Genomic DNA, 20,611 nt, shown 5'->3' with positions numbered 1-20,611 from the left:
ATATAAAAATAAAATATAAAAATGTAAAGTTAAGCGTATCTTTACAACTGAAAAATTTCAATATGGATAATTCTAAAAAAACAGACGAGTTTTACGACAAATTAAAATCTCAACTTTACGATACAGCCCAATGGCCATCGGAATACTTATATAAATTTATTGTGCTTACAGCGGGGTCAGGAGTCAATCATATCGATGCCTTATTTGATAACCTTGGAGCCGTTATAACCACCACCGAATCTAAAAATGGGAAATACACAAGTGTCTCTATAAACGTTAAAATGAAAGACCCAGAAGCTGTAATTGCAAAATACAAAGAGGTCGCAGAAAACGTAGAAGGCGTAATTTCCTTGTAAATTCCTTTTAGGCTAGGTATTTTTTTGTACTTTGCAACCAAACCTAGAGACTACGGGTTTTAACGATTTAGACACTACACATTTTTTACATTTTATAATTTTGATTGACGATTTAGAATACAACACAGAGCGCGAGCATTTAATTATTCCAGAATACGGACGTCATCTCCAAAAGATGATTAATCATGCCAAATCGCGCGAAACTAAAGAAGAGCGTAATAAAGTGGCAAAAGCAATCATTTCTGTAATGGGGAATTTGCAGCCGCACCTTAGAGACGTGCCTGATTTTCAACATAAGTTATGGGATCAGTTATTTATAATGGCCAATTTTGACATAGACGTTGATGCCCCTTATGGTATGCCTTCTAAAGAGGAAATTTTAGCGCGACCAGAGCCGTTAAAATATCCGCAAAATCATCCTAAATATCGTTTTTATGGGAATAATATAAAAACAATGATCGATGTGGCAGTGAGTTGGGAGGAAGGTGAACTTAAAGAAGCCTTGACCTTTACAATTGCGAATCATATGAAAAAATGTTTCCTAAATTGGAATAAAGATACGGTGGAAGATGATGTGATTTATGATCACTTATTTGAACTTTCTGGAGGGAACATTAACCTTAAGAATACCAAAGAAGATCTTAGTGACGCGAGTAGTTTAATGCGTACCAAATCTAAATACGGGAGTAAAAGTAACTCTAGTAAAAAAAGCAATACCACAAACAAGAAGAAATACTCTAATAACAGAAAACGTTACTAAGAAGGAATGAGTACATTTAAAATTGAAGGTGGCCACCGTTTAAAAGGAAAAATTCAGCCTCAAGGTGCCAAAAACGAAGCATTACAAATCTTATGTGCAGTCTTATTAACTGCAGAGGAAATAAAAATAGATAACATTCCAGATATTATTGATGTTAACAAACTGATCGCTTTATTAAAAAAGCTCGGCGTTAAAATCAATAAATTAGGAAAAGGGTCGTATACGTTTAAAGCAGACGATCTTAACTTAGCCTATTTAGAGTCGCCAGAATTTAAGGAAGACGGTAAAGGTTTAAGAGGATCTATTATGATTGTTGGGCCTTTATTAGCGCGTTTTGGAAAAGGGTATATTCCTAAGCCAGGAGGTGATAAAATTGGTCGTCGTCGTTTAGATACCCATTTTGAAGGCTTTATCAACTTAGGTGCAAAGTTTCGCTACAACAGAGAAGAATTGTTTTATGGTGTAGAAGCAGATAAGCTGAAAGGAACGTATATGCTTTTAGATGAGGCTTCTGTAACAGGAACCGCTAATATTGTTATGGCGGCGGTTATGGCAGAAGGAACAACAACCATTTATAACGCGGCCTGCGAACCGTACTTACAACAACTTTGTAAGATGTTGAACCGCATGGGAGCTAAAATTTCAGGTGTTGGTTCTAATCTTCTGACTATTGAAGGTGTTGAAGTTCTTGGCGGAACAGAACATCGTATGCTTCCAGATATGATTGAAATTGGAAGTTGGATTGGTCTTGCTGCAATGACAAAGAGTGAATTAACCATCACCAATGTGAGTTGGGACGATTTAGGTGTGATTCCTAGTGTTTTTAGAAAAATAGGAATTACTGTAGAACGTCAAGGTGATGATATCCATATCCCAGCACATACCGACGGCTATGAGGTTCAGAATTTTATTGATGGCTCTATTTTAACCATTTCTGATGCGCCTTGGCCTGGATTTACTCCAGATTTATTGAGTATTATCTTAACGGTATTAACCCAAGCAAGAGGAAGTGCTATTGTACACCAAAAAATGTTTGAAAGTCGTTTGTTCTTTGTCGATAAATTGATTGACATGGGCGCTAAGATTATACTTTGTGATCCACACCGTGCAACGGTTATTGGTCACGATTTTAAATCCACATTAAAAGCGACCACAATGACATCGCCAGATATTAGAGCTGGAGTTTCTTTATTAATTGCTGCTTTATCGGCAAAAGGAACATCAACCATTCATAATATTGAGCAGATTGATAGAGGTTATGAAAATATAGATGAACGTTTAAGAGCTATTGGTGCTAAAATTGAACGTGTAGAAGGAAATTAATCCTTTTTAACAACATCAACCGATATAAAAAACGCTTTAGGGAAATCCTTAAAGCGTTTTTTTATGGGTTATAATTTCATCTCAGCTTCTGAATTTGCTCTAGATTCGAGAGTTCAAATCAGGACGGTAACGTCATACAAACCATATGTTAAAATAGAATGCGCTCATCCTTAAGGTGGCTTGTGAAGCTTTAGTTTAAGGCTGCTTTATAAGTGGTTAAACAGCGTTCTCTTGCTTCTTTATGGTCTACCATTGGTTTCGGGTAGCTGAGCTCTTGATAATCCGGAACCCATTGCTTAATGTACTCGTGGTCTTTATCAAATTTTTTAATCTGAGTTGTAGGATTAAATATTCTGAAATAGGGGGCGGCATCCACACCACAACCGGCCACCCATTGCCAATTACCAACATTACTAGCCATTTCATAATCGTGTAATTTTTCAGCAAAATAAGCTTCACCTAAGCGCCAATCCATAAGCAAGTGCTTGCATAGAAAACTACCCACAAGCATACGCACCCTGTTGTGCATAAATCCTGTTGCGTTCAGTTGTCGCATTCCGGCATCAACCAAAGGATAACCTGTTTTTCCTTCACACCAGGTTTTAAATTCGTCTTCATTATAACGCCATTCTATACGATCGTATTTTGGTTTAAAGGCTTTGGTGGTAGTTTCAGGAAAATGCCAGAGTATTTGCATAAAGAATTCGCGCCAAATCAATTCCTGCCAAAACACTTCATTATTTTCAGAAATCGCCTTCTTAATCATTTTACGAATACTTACAGTACCAAACCGTAAGTGTGGCCCTAGGTGCGATGTGGCATCTTCAGCCGGAAAATTTCTATGATCTTCATAATCCTGAATTAAAGTCGGTGTCACCGTATAAGGCGTGATCTCTTGTGATGATGTTTCAAAGCCAATATCGGCTAGACTTAAATTGGGGAGACGGCTATGGGCAATAAGATTGTTAAGAACGGAGTTGGTATAATAAATATTGAGGTCGGTGTTCTTGAACTTTTCTTTCCAGGTGCGCATATAAGGGGTGTAAACCAAATAAGGATCCCCATCCTTTTTTACAACCTCGTTTTTTTCAAAAATAACATGATCTTTATAGGTTTTAAAAGCAATGTCGTGAGCGTCTAAAAACGTTTTTATAGCTTCATCTCTTTCCGTAGCATACGGCTCATAATCATGATTGGTATAGACTGAAGCAATATCATAGTCTTTACGGAGTTGTTTAAATACAGCTTCAGGTTCAGCATTAAAGAGAGCAATACTACTATTGTAATCGTCTTGTAATGTCTGCCTCATGGTTTGTAAGGTCTGATGGATAAAGGTGACACGCGCATCATCTTTAGGTAATTCTTTTAAGATGTTCGTGTCAAATATAAAAATAGGTAAAACAGGATGTTCTCCTTTTAAGGCCTCGTAAAACCCAAGGTTATCATCCAGTCTTAAATCGCGTCGAAACCAAAAAATAGTTACTTTTTTACTCATAGGTACTTTGATACTGTATTTTGCTGTTTTAATTTATAAAGCTGAATTAACGGTCTACGATTTGCCTTTATACACCCCAAATAAGGCTTCTAATTTCTGAGTGCGGTATTCAAAAATTTCATTCAATTTTGGTTGTACAAGTATCGGGTGGGCGAGTTGCCCTAATACGCCAAGGGGAAGTTTGTAGTCTATAAGGTCTTCCATTTCTACGCCACCATCAATTTCTCTTATAAAATGCTTATGATGCCATAAGGCATAAGGTCCAAAGCGTTGTTCGTCTACAAAATACTCATGGTCTTTAACGTGGGTAATTTCAGTGACCCATTTGGTTTTTATTCCCAATACAGGAGTAACGATATACTGAATAATTTGACCAGCAAACATCGGTCTATCTGCCCAGGAAAGGATATGAAAGCCCATATAATCTGGTGTGATAATTTTTAGATTAGCCGGATCTGATAAAAAATCCCAAGCTTGATCCATCGTAATAGGGAGCTTTTGCTTTTTATGTAAGGTATAAATTTTCATAGGAATATAATGGCATTAAAAACGATGTAAATGAATAATAAAGTGCCTACTGAGGTCTCTAATTGTATAAAACCACGTAAGTGTTTAAGGAGATCGCTACAAAGAGCCATAAGATGTAAGGCAGCAATAAATACTTAAAGCGGTATAATTTTTCATCTCCAAACGTGCAAAAGAAATAGATGATTACAATAGTGAGTAAGACAATATTGATGAGGGCATAAGAGACATAATGCAGATGAAAGAAAAGGTAATTCCATAACACATTAAGGAGGAGCGCTAAGCTGTATACAAAAACGACCACTTTAGAATTTCTAATACTAAATAAATAACTTAAATAGATCGAAAAACAGAGCATAATTAACGACCAGGCCGCACCAAATACCCAACCCGGAGGTGTCCAAGGGGCTTTGTTTAATTGGCTGTACCAAACACCTGAAACTTCATCACCCATAAAATAACGACCTATAGCAAGGCCACCAAAATTGAGAATAAGAAATATAATAAACAGATATTTTGCTTTCAATTTATATGGTAATTTTAAAGGTTAAAATGAATCCTTATTTTTATATCCACGCCTTAAGCGTATCGCGAGATCCTATTCGGAGCCCGGTTGGGGTTTATTCTATATATTTTACAATCCTAGAACTGCTAGGATTAGTAATAGAATAATAATGATCTATAAGCTGCCCGTCTTCATCTAAAAGGTATTTTTGAAAATTCCATTTTACCGTAGAGCTATTTTTTCCGTTTAAGGTTTTATCAGTAAGCCATTGGTAAAGCGGATGCTGTTGTTCGCCTTTAACATTAATTTTCTCGGTCATTAAAAAATTAATCTTATAATTTACATCACAAAACTCTCGAATTTCTTCAGGAGCACCCGATTCTTGATGGCCAAACTGATTACAAGGAACACCGATAACCACAAGTTGATTTTTAAAACGATCTTGTAGTTTCTGTAAGTCTTTATATTGCGACGTAAAACCACACTTTGAGGCTACATTAACAATAAGTATTTTTTTTCCTTTTAATGTGGAAAGGTCTATAGGTTCGCCTTGCAAATTATTAATGCTAATATCATAAAAGGCGGAAGTTGCCGTGGTGATCATAGGCTTAAGGATTTTAATTGATGATTGATTAAATTTAAGAAATTAAAGTTTAAAACTCACAATTCCGCAATCCATTTCGAAAACTTGTCCAGATTGGGATGCTGCGGCATCAGAAAGTAAAAATGCGGCCATCTGTGCCACCTCTTCAGGTTGTAGGTACTTTTTTAAAGGATGTCGTTCCTTCATTTGCTCCATCATACGGTCATTCCGAAGTAATTTAGACGCTAAGTCCGTATCGGTAACCGTAGGGGCAATGGCATTAATCCTAATTGTTGGCGCTAATTCCGCACCCAAACTTTTAGTAAGTCCTTCAATAGCCGATTTAGAGGCCGCAACACTAGCATGAAATGGCATACCCAATTTTGCCGCTACCGTACTAAATAAAACAATAGAAGGCTTGCTCCCTGTCTTTAAAGCCGGAATGTAATGCTGAATAGCTTTAACTGCGCCAAGCACATTAATTTCAAAATCCGTCCTAAAGTCCTCTAAACTTAGTCTATTGATGGGTTTTAAATTAATACTCCCAGGGCAATAAACTAAGCCGTCGGCACTCGCAATATCAGGTAAATCGTCCTTTAAAATATCACAGGTGTAATGCGTTACATTAGCATGATTGACTTCAGGAGCCGTTCTGCTGATGTTTACAATCTCATCATAGACTGATAGAGATGCCTTTATGATAGCGCTACCAATTCCACGACTTCCTCCAATAACTATAAGCCTTTTCATACTTATGAGGCTGTTAATGGACGTCCTTTTAATCTTTTTTCAATTTTCTGTTTAATCATAGTGAGGCGCTTCATTAAATCCATAAGTTGGGCGTCCTTCTTTTTCTTGTAAATTTCGTTGATTTCTAAGATTAAATCTTTGGCTTCACGCGCCGCTAAAATACGGTCGCTAGTGGTTTTAAATGAGAATTTTCTATTCTCAAATTCTAAAGCTTTTTCTACTGTTTTCATAGCTTAATGGTTTATATAGTTTTGTAATTCAATAATTTTTGAAGGCGTATTAAATTCACCGCCATAATATGTAGTTACGGTAGCTGAAGCGTCATCTTTAACACCTCTTGAGGCTACACATAAGTGTTTTGCATCTATAATTATAGCCACATCTTCGGTTTCTAAAACCGTTTTAAGTTCATGGGCTATTTGGTTGGTTAAACGTTCTTGAACCTGTGGACGTTTTGCGTAATACTGCACAATACGATTAAGTTTAGACAGTCCGATAACCTTTCCTGATGATTTATAGGCGACATGCGCTTTTCCTATAATAGGTACAAAGTGATGTTCGCAATACGAATAAAACGTGATGTTTTTCTCTACCACCATCTGATGGTATTGGTATTTATTATCAAAGAGCGATACCTTGGGTTTATTTCTAGGGTCTAAGCCCGAAAAAACTTCATCAATATACATTTTAGCCACCCGATCTGGCGTGCCACTCAGGGAGTCGTCGGTTAAATCTAATCCGAGGACATCCATAATTTCTGAAAATAATAATGAAATGCGGTCTTTCTTGTCTTCATTAGACATCTCAAAAGCATTCGCTCGCATTGGAGTGTCTAGGCTAGTAAATAAATGGTCGTCACCGATAGCATCCGAAGAAAAGCTTTCTAGGGGGGTATCCGTTAATTGGGAAGTGGCTTTTAAAGTCATAAAATCTTTTTAATGTGCTGTATTTAAGGACTCCAACCTTAAATCAAAGCACGGGTTAACGTTTAGAAATAGAGTTATTTGATATACTTTTTTGACGCGAGCATTTAAAGCGGCCTTTATCAAATGTTCTTTTTTTAAGATGTTTGGTGGCTCTGCCTTGTACGCGTGCTCTCCATAATCTAAAACTACTGGGTTTTAATTCTCTTCGCATTAATTGAATCACTTCTTGTTCTTTTAATTTGAATTGAAAAGTGATGGCTTCAAAGGGTGTCCTGTCTTCCCAGGCCATTTCTATAATACGGTCTACGGTTCTCGGTTCTAAATTCATATATCGGTCGGCATGGTATAGGTAAGATCATATCGGACTTTTAAGTCTAATAGTTTATCAAAGAATTTCTTATTTTCCTTGAAGGTCTTACTGTTTCTAAAATGAACGAATCGGCCTTGAGCATGTATACTAGATCCATTAGTTTTATAAAGCACTAATTGATAGTAGGGAATAACCCAAGTGAAATTTTTTAATCCTTTATTAATTCTAATCAAAATACCCTTTGGTCTTAATTCTATATTGGCATAATTGATATCAGAAACTTTATTCATTAAGGATTTCATGTTAGGACTCACCTCATCAATAATCATACGCTTAGAGCCTATACCTTTCATTCTCAACTTTTGTACCAAACTAAAAGGTCTGCCAATTAAGTCTGAAATGATGTGCTTATGTTCAGCGTTGTAATGTGTTGTGTTTAAAATCATAACTACTCAAATGTACAAAATGTTTAAGTTATATATTAAAAAGTTAAACAAAAATTAACACTTAATTATGATGGATATTTTTCTACAAAATCATCTACAAACATCTGATGGTCTTAGTCGTTTTGTACGGCCATTACTTTCAATAGTCAAAATACCACTTCTAAGCGTTAGGGAACCGCAGTATTAAAAGGGATTTCAGTTTATACCAGTGCTCTAGTTTTATAATTAGTGAAGAGCCTATTACTATAGTTTTGAGAGTGCTAACTCGTAATGCTATTGTGAAGGATGATTTTACGAGAGTAAAAATTCTAAAGTGGTTTTCATACGTAGAAACAATACGAAGTGGTGTTGGAGTTTAAAGTGCATTAAGAAAGCGTTTTGCAGTATCTAAATGCTGCTCTTTCTTTTCAGGCGACATTTTGTCAAAAGTTCTAATTAGCATGCCTAATCGAGGGTTATTTAAGAAGAACGCTCTTTGCTTATCCATAAACCTCCAGAATAAGCCATCCCAAATGGGTTGCCAATCGGCTTTAGGGTAGTTACTCATTTTTGAAATATAATTACTGCTGCTAATGTAGGGTTTCGTGGCCATTAGGCCTCCATCTGCAAAAAGTGCCATGCCATAAACATTAGGAACCATCACCCAATCATAGGCATCCACAAAAAGTTCCATAAACCACTGGTACACTTCATCGGGGTCAAATTCACAGAGTAACATAAAATTGCCCAATAACATTAAGCGTTCAATATGATGGGCATATCCTGTTTTTAAAACCTTTTTAATAAGGTCGTCTATGGGAGGAATCCCTGTGGTGCCTTTATAAAAGGAATCAGGAATTTTTCGGTTAAAATTCCAAAAGTTCTTCGTGCGTTCTTCGCTGCCTTTAAGTTCGTAGATGCCTCTTATAAATTCGCGCCAGCCTACAATTTGTCTCACAAAACCTTCTGTAGAGTTCAAAGGGATGTTGTTTGTTTTAGCATAGTCTATTGCCTTGTCAATAACGTCTTCAGGCTTTAATAAACCGACATTTATGAGTGGTGATAGGAGACTATGGTTTAAAAAATGGGCTTCTTTTACAATGGCATCTTCATAAACACCAAATTCATGAAAGCGCTGTTCTAAAAATTGGTCTAACCAAGCCTCGGAAGTTTTAAAATCAATAGGATAGAGGCTAAAGTCTGTCAGTTGGCCATAGTGCTCTTTAAAATGAGCGTTTACATAGGTTTTAGCTTCTTTATGAAAAGCGGTGGAGTCTGGAAACTGAATGCTTGGTGGCGTTTTATCTTTGGGATATTTCTTTCGGTTCTCACTGTCATAAGACCATTTGCCCCCTTCAGGTTCCTTGCCAATCATAAGGAGATTATGTTTTTTGCGTTGTTGTTTGTAAAATGTGGTTTGAAAGAAACTCTTTTTAGAAGGTTTGAAAAAGTGTTCTAAATCGGCTTTAGAATTTATAAATAGCGGATTGTTATACCATGTTATGCTGGCTTTTTCGGCAGCTTTACGCAGGCGTTGTTCTAACCAATTATCTGTGGGGTCTATAATATGGAATTCTTTGATGCCTTCTTCAATCAGCTGAGGGAGTAATGTTCTTACATCACAGCGGTTGGAAGTGGCTTCAATATAGGTCACTGATTTTCCTTTTTCCTCCAAAAATGCCGCATAGGCCTTCATGGAAGCTCTATGAAAGGCTATTTTCTGTTTGTGGAATTTATACTGTTTAAAAAAGAGAAAGGCTTCAATAAGATAAACAGGATGGTCTAACTCTAAAATTTCAGACGTCTTAAAGAGTTGATGCGGAAATATAAGTATGGCTTTACTCGTCTTCATGATAATAAAATTTGATTGATGATAGCGATGAGAGAAAATTGGTGTTCCCACCCAATGATGCGTCTGTTTCTTTTGATCTGCTTGGATAAAATCACTTCAGTTTTTTTGACTACGGCATTTTTTACTGCAATACACGACGGTATCCCAGTTTAATTTCCATTTTTTTCGCCATTGAAAAGGCCGCTGACAGACGGGGCAGACTTTAGAGGGGAAATTCGCTTTTTTAACGGTTTTCATGGTTTAACCAAAGCATTGATCATGCCTCTAAATATAAAAGCATGAAACGGTAATACGGAATACCAATACAAACGACCCCAAACGCCTTTGGGTCTAAATACCGCGCGTTGAAACAGCTGATCTTTTTCAATTTTGAATTCTAACCAAGCCTCTCCGGGCAATCGCATTTCAGCAAATAAAAGCAAACGCTTTTCGTTTTTATCTGCTAATAAAACACGCCAAAAATCTAAGGGATCTCCGGCTTCTAAATCGGTATCGTGGGTTCGTCCTCGTCGTAAGCCTACACCGCCAAAAAGTTTATCGAGATAACCTCTTATTTTCCATAGCTTGTTAAAACTATACCAGCCATTTTTACCTCCAATACTCCAAATCTTCTCTAAGGTTAAGGCTTCGTTAGTTACGGGACGTTGTCGGGTATCTGTAAAGCAACCGTACTGCGGGAGCTCGATATACTTTGATAATTGGTCTTTAAATCTACCACTGCTCACCGCATCTTTCCAACTTGAAATTACTGCATTTTGCTCCGTTTTTTGAAAGGCCAAATCTACCGCTGTTTTATAATCAATAGGAGTGATGCCAATAATGTCGTTAATTGCACTGGGTTTACCAATAACTTCAACCTTCATACTATCGACTAAAGCGGCGGCTAGCTTAAAAGAGGTTGAGGTTACAAAATACAACCAATAGGAAGAGAGTTTAGGGGTTAAGACCGGAAGGGTAAGGATATAACGTTTTAAATCGCGTACTTCTGCAAATTGAAGTAGCATTTCTTTATAGGTTAAAATTTCGGGCCCAAAAATATCATAAGCGTTGTTGTACAATTCTTTTTTCCCTAAGGCACCAGATAAAAAACTTAAGACATCTCTAATAGCAAGTGGTTGCGTTTTGGTGTTTAGCCATTTGGGCGTTATCATAAAAGGTAATTTTTCTACGATATCTCTTATAATTTCAAATGATGCACTTCCGCTGCCTACAATGATTCCAGCTCTAAAGGTCGTAAGGCTATAATACTCAGATTTTAGTGTGTCTTCAACTAAAAGTCTTGATTTTAAATGTTTAGATAAGGTATCAGCATTTACAATACCACTTAAATAAAGGACTTGTTGGCATTGGGTTTTAGCGACTAAGGCTTTAAAGTTAGAGGCACATTGTTCTTCTAAACTTTCAAAGTTTTGGGAAGAGGTCGCCATAGAATGAATAAGGTAATAGGCGGCGTTAATATCATTGGGGATTTCTGCGTTTTCAGGTTTTAGAAAATCAACTTTTATAAAAGAACAGTTAGGGGCTTCTTCAAGAGCATCAGGAATGCGATTAAGATCACGGACACAGCAAACCAATTCGTGCTTTTGATCTAGCAGTTGTAAAGCAAGTCGTTTGGCGATGTATCCTGTGGTTCCTGTGATAAGAATTTTCATGTAGCGTCACTATTTTTAAATTGAGGTTTAGGCCGCTGATAATCTAAGCGTGTTTTTAAATTTGGAATACTATAACCGTCTAAACCATTGATTGCAGCCACCTTGGCTTTTGCTAAGTTAATAAAACCATCTTGCTCTATCAGGGAATCAGGCACATATAATTTTTTAATTTCCCCTATAATTAAAATGGTGTTATTGGCTTTTATGGGATATTCTTCAACAAATTGCATGGCGAGTTGTAGCGGCGCATTTTTTACAAATGGTGCTAAAAATTGATCTTTATAGTCTTCTTCAAGTTTGGTGACATCAAATTCTGAAATCCCTCCATCATATTTAGCCGACGTATGGTGGGCGTCTTCAATAATCTCTTCAAAAATAGGATTAATCGTATACTGTTTACTGGTTTTTATGTTCTGATAGGTGTTTCGCATCACAGTTGTGGGACGCATAAAAAAGCCTAATAATGCCGGATCGGAACCTACATGAGTCACCGAACTAAATACAGCCAAATTAGAAATGCCATCGCTACTTTTGGTGCCGATGAGGTTCGCCGATTTATAGCCCGAACAACTATTAATAAGATTAATTTTGAAGAGATGCTCTAATTGCTTTAGGTCTTCTTGTGAATATTCAGCCACTTATAAGGTTTTAAAATTATTGATTTGAACTTGCTTTGCTTTAAGGTCGAACATTAAATTGTAAAGTCCGAAGAAGGTTCTATTGATATAAATAAAATGCTTCGATCCTCTATTGCCGTTCATGTTTTTAAGTTCGGTGCTTTTAGAATAGCGTTGTCCCATTTCAGCAATCTGATTAAAAAACTCAGGGTTTGAAAAATCGAAAGTTTCGGAATGAAAGGGGCGAGTAAACAAACTGAGTAATTCGTGAAACATGGCCGTAAAAAACGTGGTTTCTGCTTCAGAATCTTCAGGTTTAAGAATTTCTAACTCATAGAGTTTCGCGGTAAATAACTCCGGATTCTCAATGCATGCTTTCTCTGCCAATTCAAAATACGGGATATAGAAACTCTCAGGAATGACCTTCATACATCCAAAATCTAAGGCAATTAATTCGGCTTGCTCAGAAATTAAGAAGTTACCAGGATGCGGATCTGCATGGACCTTTCTTAAACGGTGAATTTGAAACATGTAAAAATCCCATAAGGCTTGTCCTAATTGGTTCGCCTTTTCCTGATCGGTATTATGAGCTACAAATTCTGAAAGATGTTCACCTTCCATATAATCCATAGTGATAATACGCTCGGAGGAATAGGCTTCGTAATAGGAGGGAAACTTAAGATTCGGAATATGCTGACATGCCGCCACCACTTCTTTACTTTGAGCGATTTCTAAAATGTAATTGGTCTCTTCCGTCAATTTATTTTCTACCTCTTTAAAATACTTGTCAGAATCCTTTCCTTTAATATTAAACATCTTAATCGCTATAGGTTTTACCAGCGCTAAATCAGAGGCTATACTTTCAGCAACTCCAGGATATTGGATTTTCACAGCAAATTTCTTCCCATTTTTTTCTGCTATATGCACTTGGCCTATACTAGCAGCGTTTACTGAAGTTGCATTAAAAGTATCAAATAAATCTTCGGGGTGTTTTCCGAAGTATTTTTTAAAGGTTTTGATCACTAAAGGTGGTGATAAGGGCGGCACCGAAAATTGAGACAATGAAAATTTTTCTACATAAGCCTGCGGCAATATGCTTTTTTCCATGCTTAACATCTGTGCCACCTTTAAGGCACTTCCTTTTAGTTCTTTCAAACTGTCGTAAATATCTTCGGCATTATTCTGATTAAGACGTGCTTTGGCCGCTTCTTTAGAGCTGACCATTTTATCGCCGTAATATTTTAAATAATTAACCCCAACTTTGGCTCCCGTAGACACAAGCTTAGAGGCTCTTGAGATTTTGGTCATGGGGATACTGTCTAATGTTTTCATCCTTATCCGTTTTTGTGAATTTTTTCCTTATAAATGAATTTTCCAAAATCAATAAGACTCTTTAGCGGAGTGGTATCAATAATATCGAAACTCGCCATTACCGATTTTTCTATAAAAATGTCGGTTTTTTCAAAAGAAGGCGATTGGTCATCGAGCCAAAACTTAAGGGTGATTAAGAATTGAATCCAAGCCGATTCGTTTAGGGTTTTGTCCATGAGTTTTTCTATCTGTTCTTGTTGAAGATCTAAAGTCTTAATATCTAAAGATTTGATATAAGCTTTAAAATGCGAACGTAATGGACGAAGTTTTTTAAGCGTTTTTAACTGTTGTTTATCGCTATGTAAAGCGTAAACCACGTAACTTCTATTGGCCGTTAAAATTTCAAAAAAAGTGAAGTAAAAACTGAGTAGTTTATTGCGGGCATCAAAGGTTTGATACTCTTCGCTTTGTTCTAAAACCTGTATGGCATTGCTAAAGAAAATTTCGAAGATGGATTCCTCCAAGGATTCAAACGAACTAAAGAACTCGTAGAATTTTTGCTCCTCAAAATTATGCGCTTTAGCAAATGCGTATACGGTTTTGGGGTTTTGGTTATGCGTTAACACATAATCCATATAATAAGTGACTAAATCGGACTGTTTAAGATGCTTTTTTTTTGCCATGGTGCTTTATTTACCATGTAAAGATAAAGAATGTTTAACTATTTTTAATTTTAGTTAAACAAAATTTAACATCTTGACGTTTGTCACTTTAGTGGCTGAGTATGGTTTCCTAAGCTTTTTTAGGGAGGTAATACTTTTTACGCAACCAAAAGGAAACCCGAACTAAAAGAATTAGGGCGGGCACTTCTACAAGTGGTCCTACAACGCCCGTAAAGGCTTGACCCGAATTTAATCCGAAAACAGCAATAGCCACGGCAATCGCCAATTCAAAATTATTACCGGCAGCTGTAAAAGCAATAGCTGCATTTTTATCGTAAGTGGCGCCCATAGCTTTACTCACAAAAAAGCCAATTAAAAACATTAACGAAAAATAAATGAGCATAGGTACTGCAATGATTAAAACATCCATCGGAATCTCCACAATCATTTCACCTTTCAGAGAAAACATCACAATAATGGTAAAGAGTAACGCGATTAATGTCATTGGAGAAACTGCAGGAATAAAGGTGTTTGTATACCACGCTTCGCCTTTAAAACGGACTAAAATTACTCGTGATAAGATGCCTAATAGAAATGGAATCCCTAAGTAAATGGCAACACTTTCAGCAATGGTCCCTATAGAAATATCTACAATAGCGCCTTCAAAACCAAAATAGGGCGGAAGGACAGTGATAAACAAATAAGCATAGAAACTATAGGCGAAAACTTGAAAAATACTGTTTAAAGCAACAAGACCGGCACCGTATTCACTGCTACCTTCAGCTAAATCGTTCCACACTAAAACCATGGCAATACAACGTGCTAAACCTATAAGGATTAACCCAAACATATATTCCGGATGGTCTTGTAAAAAGATAATGGCCAGGGCAAACATTAAAATTGGCCCTACAATCCAATTAAGGAGTAATGAGATGGATAAGATTTTTACATCTTTAAAAACCTTAGGGAGTAACCTGTAATTAACCTTGGCTAAAGGCGGGTACATCATTAAGATCAGCCCTATTGCAATAGGGATGTTGGTGCTTCCGCTACTGTAGGTCTCTATATATTGAGGAAAAGCAGGAAATAAATTTCCGACACCGACACCTATGATCATGGCGATAAAAATCCATAAGGTCAGATAGCTATCTAAAAAGCTTAATTTTTTTTTAATAGCACTCATGTTTAGTGATTATTAAGGTTAGCAAATACATATTTCATCTCAGTAGCAATCTGAAGACTGCGCTCTTGATACTTCTCCATTTGTTGCGGAGTATGATCAAAGGCCTTTGGGTCGTCGTAGGTTACCGGAATGCGTTTTTCAGCGCCCAAAAGCACAGGACAACCTTGGTCTGCACTAGAGCAAGTCATAATAGCTGCAAACTCGGAACTCGGGTTAAAAGGAGCCTCAATGGTTTTAGAAAAACCGATTATAGGTGACGCATTTTCGCCATATTTTATACTGTACACGGGATTGCTTCCCGCTGCTATAGTCTGAATATGGAATCCGGTGTTTTCTAAGGATTTTGCCGCTACAGGAAATAATGCTGTGGCTTCCGTCCCTGCGGAATAACAAGCAACACGATCAATTTTATAGTAGGCTGCCATAGTTTGCGCCCATACCTGCGAGAGGTGGCTACGACGCGAATTGTGCGTGCAAATAAAATTTAAATTAATATTGGCATTTTGATCAATTTTAGACTGAATAAAATCGATAAGGGGTTGTAACGTTGCTTGGCGTTCTTCGGAAAGGGTATGCGCTGCTAAACCCTCTATTTGCGTTGTAATTTTTGAATATAACATGGTTTGTAGTGTAGATTTAGTGCTTAACAGCATCCTGAACCAGGGGCGCAAGATGGTGCGTCGTTTTGTAAGTCTGAAAATTTTAGTGTTTTTTTAGGTTCAGGAACACCACATTGATCTTTAGCTAAGCAATCGGTTAACTTACTGGTCAGTAAAAAGTTTGTGCCGTCAAAATCTAAACCGTATTTACCAATTGTATCGCCTTGGTATTCCACTTCAATTTCTAAATCTCCAATGTTTAAAGTGCTTTCAGAAAGCTCAATAATGTTTAATAATTTTTCAGGATGTAAGCGGTGGTCGTAATCATCGGCTTCCCATAATTGGAAATTAACCACTTGCTCAGAACGTACGGTTCCGCCGCAGTCAATAAAATCTTTCTGTATTTTTCCCACTTCAGTCACATGAAAATGAGAAGGCACTAAGCTTCCGTTAGGTAATTGAAAAGCAATGGTTTCTAAGGCTTGTAATTTTGATTTAATTTCTGAAAGTTTCATATCGTTTTAATTTTTATTAGGAGTTAAGAGCAACAGGTGTTATTGTCTTGCAAATCTTGATCTAAGAAAAGATGTAAGGTCTTTTTCATAGCGCTCCAATTTGCTTTATCAATACAATAGCACACACTGGTGCCTGTAATATTGCCTTTTATAAGGCCTGTTTTTTTTAGTTCTTTTAAATGTTGTGAGATTGTGGGCTGTGCTAAACCAATTTCATTCACCAAATCCCCACAAATACAAGTGTCTATTTTAAATAAATGTTGCAGAATAGCCACACGAGCAGGGTGCCCAAATACTTTAGCAATATTTGAAATTTCATTTTGCTCTTCGGTAAACATCTCGGATTTTGTAAGTCCCATAAGTCTCATTGATTATTATATTGCAATATTACGATTAATGTTTTACATAGCGATTCATTTCCACGAAAAACTTTGCGCTTGACTTGGCTTATTTTTTTTAAGGATTCCTTAACACATACCATGTCTTGATGTTGTAATTTTACCTTCAAACAACCATAACAGTAAATACAAATGAAGAAATTAGTACTTTTTACAATGGCCTTAACCCTTATGTTTTCGGTCCATGCACAAATTGAAACGCCACAGCCAAGTCCTTTTTCTAAGGTAGAGCAGAAGGTGGGTTTAACCGATGTTACCCTAGAGTATTCACGTCCAAGTATGAACGGTAGAACCATCTTTGGTGATTTAGTTCCTTACGGTGACGTTTGGAGAGCCGGAGCTAATAAAAATACCATTATTACATTTAGCGATCCCGTTGTTGTGGAAGGCGAAAAGTTAGAAGCAGGTGCCTATGCTTTATTTATTGTACCTTCTAAATCATCATGGGACATTGTTTTTTACAATGACACTAATAATTGGGGAGCACCTAAAGTTCTAGACGATGCTAAAGTGGCTGCTAAAGTTACTGTGGCTTCTATGGAATTGCCAATGAATGTGGAAACGTTTACCATGACATTTGATAATTTAAAGAGTAATTCTGCCGAATTAGGTTTTATCTGGGAGAACACTATGGCTAACGTTAAGTTTGAGGTTCCAACCGACCAAATCGTTACGACGGCTATTGATAAAGTTATGGCCGGACCTACAGCAAATGATTACTATGCCGCAGCAGTTTATAATTTAGTAGAAGGTAAAGATTTAAAGCAAGCTAAAGTGTGGATGGATAAAGCGATGTCTATGATCGATGATCCTAAATTTTATCAACTTAGAAAACAGTCTTTATTATATGCCGCCTTAGGTGATAAGAAGAATGCTATTGCTACCGCTAAAGCTTCTTTAGAAAAAGCTAAAGCAGCAGGAAATGACGGTTATGTAAAAATGAACGAAGCCTCTTTAAAAGAATGGGGAGCTCAATAAGCTTGTAGATTTTTTTAAGAGTATCATATACAAAAGCGCCACTTTAAAAGTGGCGCTTTTTTTTTTGTTTTAATACTGTAGGCCGATCTCTTGCCTAACCCGGTCTAAGGTGTCTATTAATTGTTTGCTTAGATCAAAAGTCATAAGGTCGCTTTCGGTTTTACCAGCGTTAAGAAGGGCATTGAAATGTTCAATTTCATAACTATAGCCAATGGTATTGCTCTCAAAGTTTTTAACTTCAGTTTGGCCGTTGTGGTCCGTAAGAACAACAGAAGACGGTTGATGAAATCGGCCTTCAATTTTAATGGTACCACGTTCGCAATGGAAAAGGGCCTCCGTAGCAGTCTTTTCTAGGAAGGTACTTTTTAAAGTCGCACTCGCTTTTGGGTACTGAAAATTTATAAGGCATTCAGCATCGGCACCAAGGTCGTAAAACTGTGCTTCAGCTTGTATGGTTTTAGGGCGTCCTAAAGTGGCCAATGCAGCAAAAATAGGGTAGATACCAATATCTAATAAACTACCACCGCCTACAGATTTGTCAAAGACCCGAGAGGTTCTGTCAAATACCGGTTGAAATCCGAAATCAGCTTCTACCTTTTCAAGGGGACCAAAGTGTTCGGTTTTAATAAGCTGTAAGACATATTGAAAATGGGGCAGGAATAAAGTCCACATCGCTTCCATAAGTAAGGTCTTATGTTCTTGTGCGACTTGGATCATGTGTTCCACTTCCTCTAAATTCATAGCAAAGGGTTTCTCACAAAGCACTGCTTTTTGTTGCGATAAACACAGAATGGAATGGGCTTTATGAAAACTATGAGGTGTGGCAATATAGACGGCATCAATCTTAGGATCGGCAACCAAAGCCTCGTAACTCCCATAGGCGGTATCTGCATGGTAGTCGTCTTTAAATTTAGAGGCCTTTTCTAGAGACCTTGAGGCAATCGCATAAAGATTTGCGTTAGGTACATCATTGAGGTCGCGGGCAAATTTAGACGCAATTTTACCGGCACCAATAATCCCCCATTGAATTGTTTTAGGCATGTTCTGTTCTTGTTTTAGGGGTTGTGAATTGTAAGATATGGGCAATTACAATAACGACCACACAACCAAATAAATTCAACCATAAATAAGGCATCCAGTCCCAATACCAACCAATAACCACAATGGCTTGTGTGATTAAAGCTCCAAAAAATACGGCATTTCCTTTAATGTGTTTAAAGAAAAAAGCGAGTAAAAAGATACCCAATACATTTCCGTAGAAGATAGAGCCAATGATATTAACAAGCTGAATTAAATTTTCAGCAAGATCCGCAAAGCAGGCAATAATAATCGCCACAATTCCCCAACCTAAGGTAAACCATTTGGTCATTTTTACCATATGGTCATCGTCTTTAGCTTTTTTTGTATTTCTGCCATACAAGTCAATAGACGTAATAGTTGCTAAAGCATTAATTTCTGATGCGGTAGAAGACATCGCTGCAGATAAGATTACCGCTAGTAATAAACCAATAAGTCCGGTTGGAAGATTATTCAGAATAAACCGAATAAACATATAATCTCTATCATTGGTCTGCGTGTCTTTAGCAGCTTCTTTATACAAAGCATTCCGTGCTTCTAATTTACTTAAGTAGGCCGAACTTTTGGGCTGAGTTTCTAAGGCTTTCACTTCGGCATTAAGCTGGTTGTATGCTGCAGTATATTCCGGATCAATCGCTTTTTTAATTAAAAATTTCGATTCTAAACGGTAGGTTTTTTCTATACTATCTAATTGAAATAATTGGGTTTTAAGATCGTCGTTTTTACGTTTAGAATAGGCTAAACTAATCTCTTGTTTTTGCTGAAATAAATCGGTTTGTTTTTCTTGAAGAGCTCTATAGTCGTCTCCGTAGGTTGATGCTAAAACGGTTTCCGTAGACTTATCAATAAAATTTAAAGGTGAAGGACTAAATTGATAAAATACAAATACCATCACCCCAACAAGAAGGATAAAAAATTGCATTGGAACTTTAAATAAACCATTAAAAAGAAGTCCCATTTGCATCTCTTTCATGGATTTCCCTGAGAGGTAGCGTTGCACCTGACTTTGGTCTGTACCGAAATAAGACAACATTAAAAAAGTACCACCGATTAAGCCCGTCCATACGGTATATCTGTTTTCAAGATCGAAAGAAAAGTCTAGCACTTGCATTTTACCAGTGGCGCCAGCAATATCAATGGCGTCTTTAAAAGAGACTTCCTCCGGAATTAAATTAATGATGATAAATAAGGCGGCAATCATACCAGCGAAAATGACAAACATCTGCTGTTTCTGCGTCACAGTAACGGCTTTTGTACCTCCAGATACGGTATAGATAATCACCAGTACCCCAATAATGATATTTAAGGTTACAATATTCCAACCTAATACTACGGAAAGAATAATGGCGGGTGCAAAAATGGTAATTCCGGCGGCTAATCCACGTTGAATTAAAAATAGAATGGCGGTAAGACTTCTTGTTTTTAAGTCGAATCGGTTCTCCAAAAATTCATAAGCCGTATACACTTTAAGGCGATGGTAAAGCGGAATAAACACCAGGCAAATAATAACCATAGCTATGGGGAGTCCAAAATAGAATTGCACAAATCCCATACCATCAGAAAAGGCTTGGCCTGTGGTGGATAAAAATGTTATGGCACTAGCTTGTGTAGCCATAACTGATAAACCAATGGTCCACCATTGTGAGGAATTCCCTCCTTTGATATAATCTTGTGCGTTTTTCTGACCTCTAGTTCTCCAAGTCCCGTAACCAACAATAATAGCTAGTGTGGCCACTAAAACCGTCCAATCAATTGCGTCTAATGTTTGTACCATAGCTTAAGAAAATGAAACGGTTATAAGGTAGAATA

25 protein-coding genes are annotated in these 20,611 nt (G+C 37.0%); 4 read left to right on the top strand and 21 right to left on the bottom strand.

Features of this window, described 5'->3' with window-relative positions; genetic code table 11:
* The first annotated feature begins 62 nt into the window (after positions 1-62).
* The 3 genes from ACFQ13_RS00560 (at position 63) to murA (ending at position 2,439) form a co-directional block, all read left to right on the top strand.
* A complete protein-coding gene (locus tag ACFQ13_RS00560; protein ID WP_114309810.1) occupies positions 63-356 on the top strand; it encodes a DUF493 family protein in 294 nt (97 codons plus the stop codon).
* A 100-nt stretch (positions 357-456) separates the two neighbouring features.
* The gene (locus tag ACFQ13_RS00555) at positions 457-1,116 is read left to right on the top strand and encodes a DUF4290 domain-containing protein (RefSeq protein WP_114310175.1); all 660 of its coding nucleotides are present in this window, start codon (positions 457-459) and stop codon (positions 1,114-1,116) included.
* A 6-nt stretch (positions 1,117-1,122) separates the two neighbouring features.
* Complete coding sequence (murA, locus tag ACFQ13_RS00550; protein WP_386113150.1) at positions 1,123-2,439, top strand: UDP-N-acetylglucosamine 1-carboxyvinyltransferase; 1,317 nt, start codon at positions 1,123-1,125, stop codon at positions 2,437-2,439.
* A 190-nt stretch (positions 2,440-2,629) separates the two neighbouring features.
* On the opposite strand, the gene ACFQ13_RS00545 is transcribed toward murA, so the two are convergent.
* The 19 genes from ACFQ13_RS00545 to ACFQ13_RS00455 all read right to left on the bottom strand — a co-directional run bounded on the left by ACFQ13_RS00545 (position 2,630) and on the right by ACFQ13_RS00455 (position 16,708).
* A complete protein-coding gene (locus ACFQ13_RS00545) occupies positions 2,630-3,934 on the bottom strand; it encodes a cryptochrome/photolyase family protein (protein ID WP_386113149.1) in 1,305 nt (434 codons plus the stop codon).
* Between the two features lie 54 nt (positions 3,935-3,988).
* A complete protein-coding gene (locus tag ACFQ13_RS00540) occupies positions 3,989-4,462 on the bottom strand; it encodes an SRPBCC family protein (protein WP_386113148.1) in 474 nt (157 codons plus the stop codon).
* Positions 4,463-4,520: 58 nt separating this feature from the next.
* Positions 4,521-4,985, bottom strand: coding sequence for a TspO/MBR family protein (locus tag ACFQ13_RS00535; protein ID WP_114309806.1), 465 nt, complete (start codon positions 4,983-4,985; stop codon positions 4,521-4,523).
* A 94-nt stretch (positions 4,986-5,079) separates the two neighbouring features.
* Positions 5,080-5,568, bottom strand: coding sequence for a glutathione peroxidase (locus ACFQ13_RS00530; protein WP_386113147.1), 489 nt, complete (start codon positions 5,566-5,568; stop codon positions 5,080-5,082).
* Positions 5,569-5,610: 42 nt separating this feature from the next.
* Positions 5,611-6,297, bottom strand: a complete 687-nt coding sequence (locus ACFQ13_RS00525) for an SDR family NAD(P)-dependent oxidoreductase (protein WP_386113146.1) — start codon at positions 6,295-6,297, stop codon at positions 5,611-5,613.
* A 2-nt stretch (positions 6,298-6,299) separates the two neighbouring features.
* Positions 6,300-6,527, bottom strand: a complete 228-nt coding sequence (locus ACFQ13_RS00520; RefSeq protein WP_114309803.1) for a hypothetical protein — start codon at positions 6,525-6,527, stop codon at positions 6,300-6,302.
* 3 nt (positions 6,528-6,530) lie between these two features.
* A complete protein-coding gene (gene folE / locus ACFQ13_RS00515; RefSeq protein ID WP_386113145.1) occupies positions 6,531-7,223 on the bottom strand; it encodes a GTP cyclohydrolase I FolE in 693 nt (230 codons plus the stop codon).
* Between the two features lie 55 nt (positions 7,224-7,278).
* A complete protein-coding gene (locus ACFQ13_RS00510; RefSeq protein WP_386113144.1) occupies positions 7,279-7,551 on the bottom strand; it encodes a TIGR03643 family protein in 273 nt (90 codons plus the stop codon).
* Positions 7,548-7,979: a hypothetical protein gene (locus ACFQ13_RS00505; protein WP_386113143.1), complete on the bottom strand. Its 432-nt coding sequence runs from the start codon at positions 7,977-7,979 to the stop codon at positions 7,548-7,550. The genes ACFQ13_RS00510 and ACFQ13_RS00505 overlap by 4 nt, the downstream gene beginning before the upstream one ends.
* 355 nt (positions 7,980-8,334) lie before the next feature.
* Complete coding sequence (locus tag ACFQ13_RS00500) at positions 8,335-9,810, bottom strand: cryptochrome/photolyase family protein (protein ID WP_386113142.1); 1,476 nt, start codon at positions 9,808-9,810, stop codon at positions 8,335-8,337.
* Between the two features lie 96 nt (positions 9,811-9,906).
* Positions 9,907-10,047, bottom strand: a complete 141-nt coding sequence (locus ACFQ13_RS00495) for a DUF2256 domain-containing protein (protein ID WP_386113141.1) — start codon at positions 10,045-10,047, stop codon at positions 9,907-9,909.
* Positions 10,044-11,462, bottom strand: a complete 1,419-nt coding sequence (locus ACFQ13_RS00490; RefSeq protein WP_386113140.1) for an SDR family oxidoreductase — start codon at positions 11,460-11,462, stop codon at positions 10,044-10,046. Before ACFQ13_RS00490 ends, ACFQ13_RS00495 begins: the two co-directional genes overlap by 4 nt.
* Positions 11,459-12,100 carry a flavin reductase family protein gene (locus tag ACFQ13_RS00485; RefSeq protein ID WP_386113139.1) on the bottom strand — a complete coding sequence of 214 codons (642 nt, stop codon included), beginning with the start codon at positions 12,098-12,100 and terminating at the stop codon, positions 11,459-11,461. Before ACFQ13_RS00485 ends, ACFQ13_RS00490 begins: the two co-directional genes overlap by 4 nt.
* Positions 12,101-13,411 (bottom strand): ABC1 kinase family protein, encoded by a 1,311-nt coding sequence (locus ACFQ13_RS00480; RefSeq protein ID WP_386113138.1) that lies wholly within the window; start codon positions 13,409-13,411, stop codon positions 12,101-12,103.
* 2 nt (positions 13,412-13,413) lie between these two features.
* On the bottom strand, positions 13,414-14,073 hold the full coding sequence (locus ACFQ13_RS00475; RefSeq protein ID WP_386113137.1) for a TetR family transcriptional regulator C-terminal domain-containing protein: 660 nt from the start codon (positions 14,071-14,073) through the stop codon (positions 13,414-13,416).
* A 109-nt stretch (positions 14,074-14,182) separates the two neighbouring features.
* Positions 14,183-15,235, bottom strand: coding sequence for an ACR3 family arsenite efflux transporter (gene arsB, locus ACFQ13_RS00470; protein WP_386113136.1), 1,053 nt, complete (start codon positions 15,233-15,235; stop codon positions 14,183-14,185).
* Between the two features lie 2 nt (positions 15,236-15,237).
* Positions 15,238-15,855 carry an arsenate-mycothiol transferase ArsC gene (locus ACFQ13_RS00465; protein WP_386113135.1) on the bottom strand — a complete coding sequence of 206 codons (618 nt, stop codon included), beginning with the start codon at positions 15,853-15,855 and terminating at the stop codon, positions 15,238-15,240.
* 23 nt (positions 15,856-15,878) lie between these two features.
* Complete coding sequence (locus ACFQ13_RS00460; RefSeq protein ID WP_386113134.1) at positions 15,879-16,349, bottom strand: DUF6428 family protein; 471 nt, start codon at positions 16,347-16,349, stop codon at positions 15,879-15,881.
* 23 nt (positions 16,350-16,372) lie between these two features.
* On the bottom strand, positions 16,373-16,708 hold the full coding sequence (locus ACFQ13_RS00455; protein ID WP_386113133.1) for an ArsR/SmtB family transcription factor: 336 nt from the start codon (positions 16,706-16,708) through the stop codon (positions 16,373-16,375).
* Positions 16,709-16,879: 171 nt separating this feature from the next.
* On the opposite strand from ACFQ13_RS00455, the gene ACFQ13_RS00450 reads away from it, so the two are divergent.
* Entirely contained in the window at positions 16,880-17,725 is an 846-nt protein-coding gene (locus tag ACFQ13_RS00450; protein WP_386113132.1) for a DUF2911 domain-containing protein, read from the top strand.
* Between the two features lie 69 nt (positions 17,726-17,794).
* Here the strand turns inward: ACFQ13_RS00450 and ACFQ13_RS00445 are convergent, their stop codons facing one another.
* Both ACFQ13_RS00445 and ACFQ13_RS00440 read right to left on the bottom strand, forming a co-directional pair.
* Positions 17,795-18,766, bottom strand: a complete 972-nt coding sequence (locus ACFQ13_RS00445) for a Gfo/Idh/MocA family protein (protein ID WP_386113131.1) — start codon at positions 18,764-18,766, stop codon at positions 17,795-17,797.
* Complete coding sequence (locus ACFQ13_RS00440) at positions 18,759-20,576, bottom strand: sodium:solute symporter (protein WP_386113130.1); 1,818 nt, start codon at positions 20,574-20,576, stop codon at positions 18,759-18,761. Before ACFQ13_RS00440 ends, ACFQ13_RS00445 begins: the two co-directional genes overlap by 8 nt.
* Between the last annotated feature and the right edge of the window lie 35 nt (positions 20,577-20,611).

Source organism: Winogradskyella rapida (assembly GCF_042675845.1).
In the GTDB taxonomy this organism is placed as follows: Bacteria; Bacteroidota; Bacteroidia; order Flavobacteriales; family Flavobacteriaceae; genus Winogradskyella; species Winogradskyella rapida.
The sequence above is the reverse complement of the archived record's forward strand: the minus strand, read 5'-3'. Positions and strand labels throughout refer to the sequence as shown.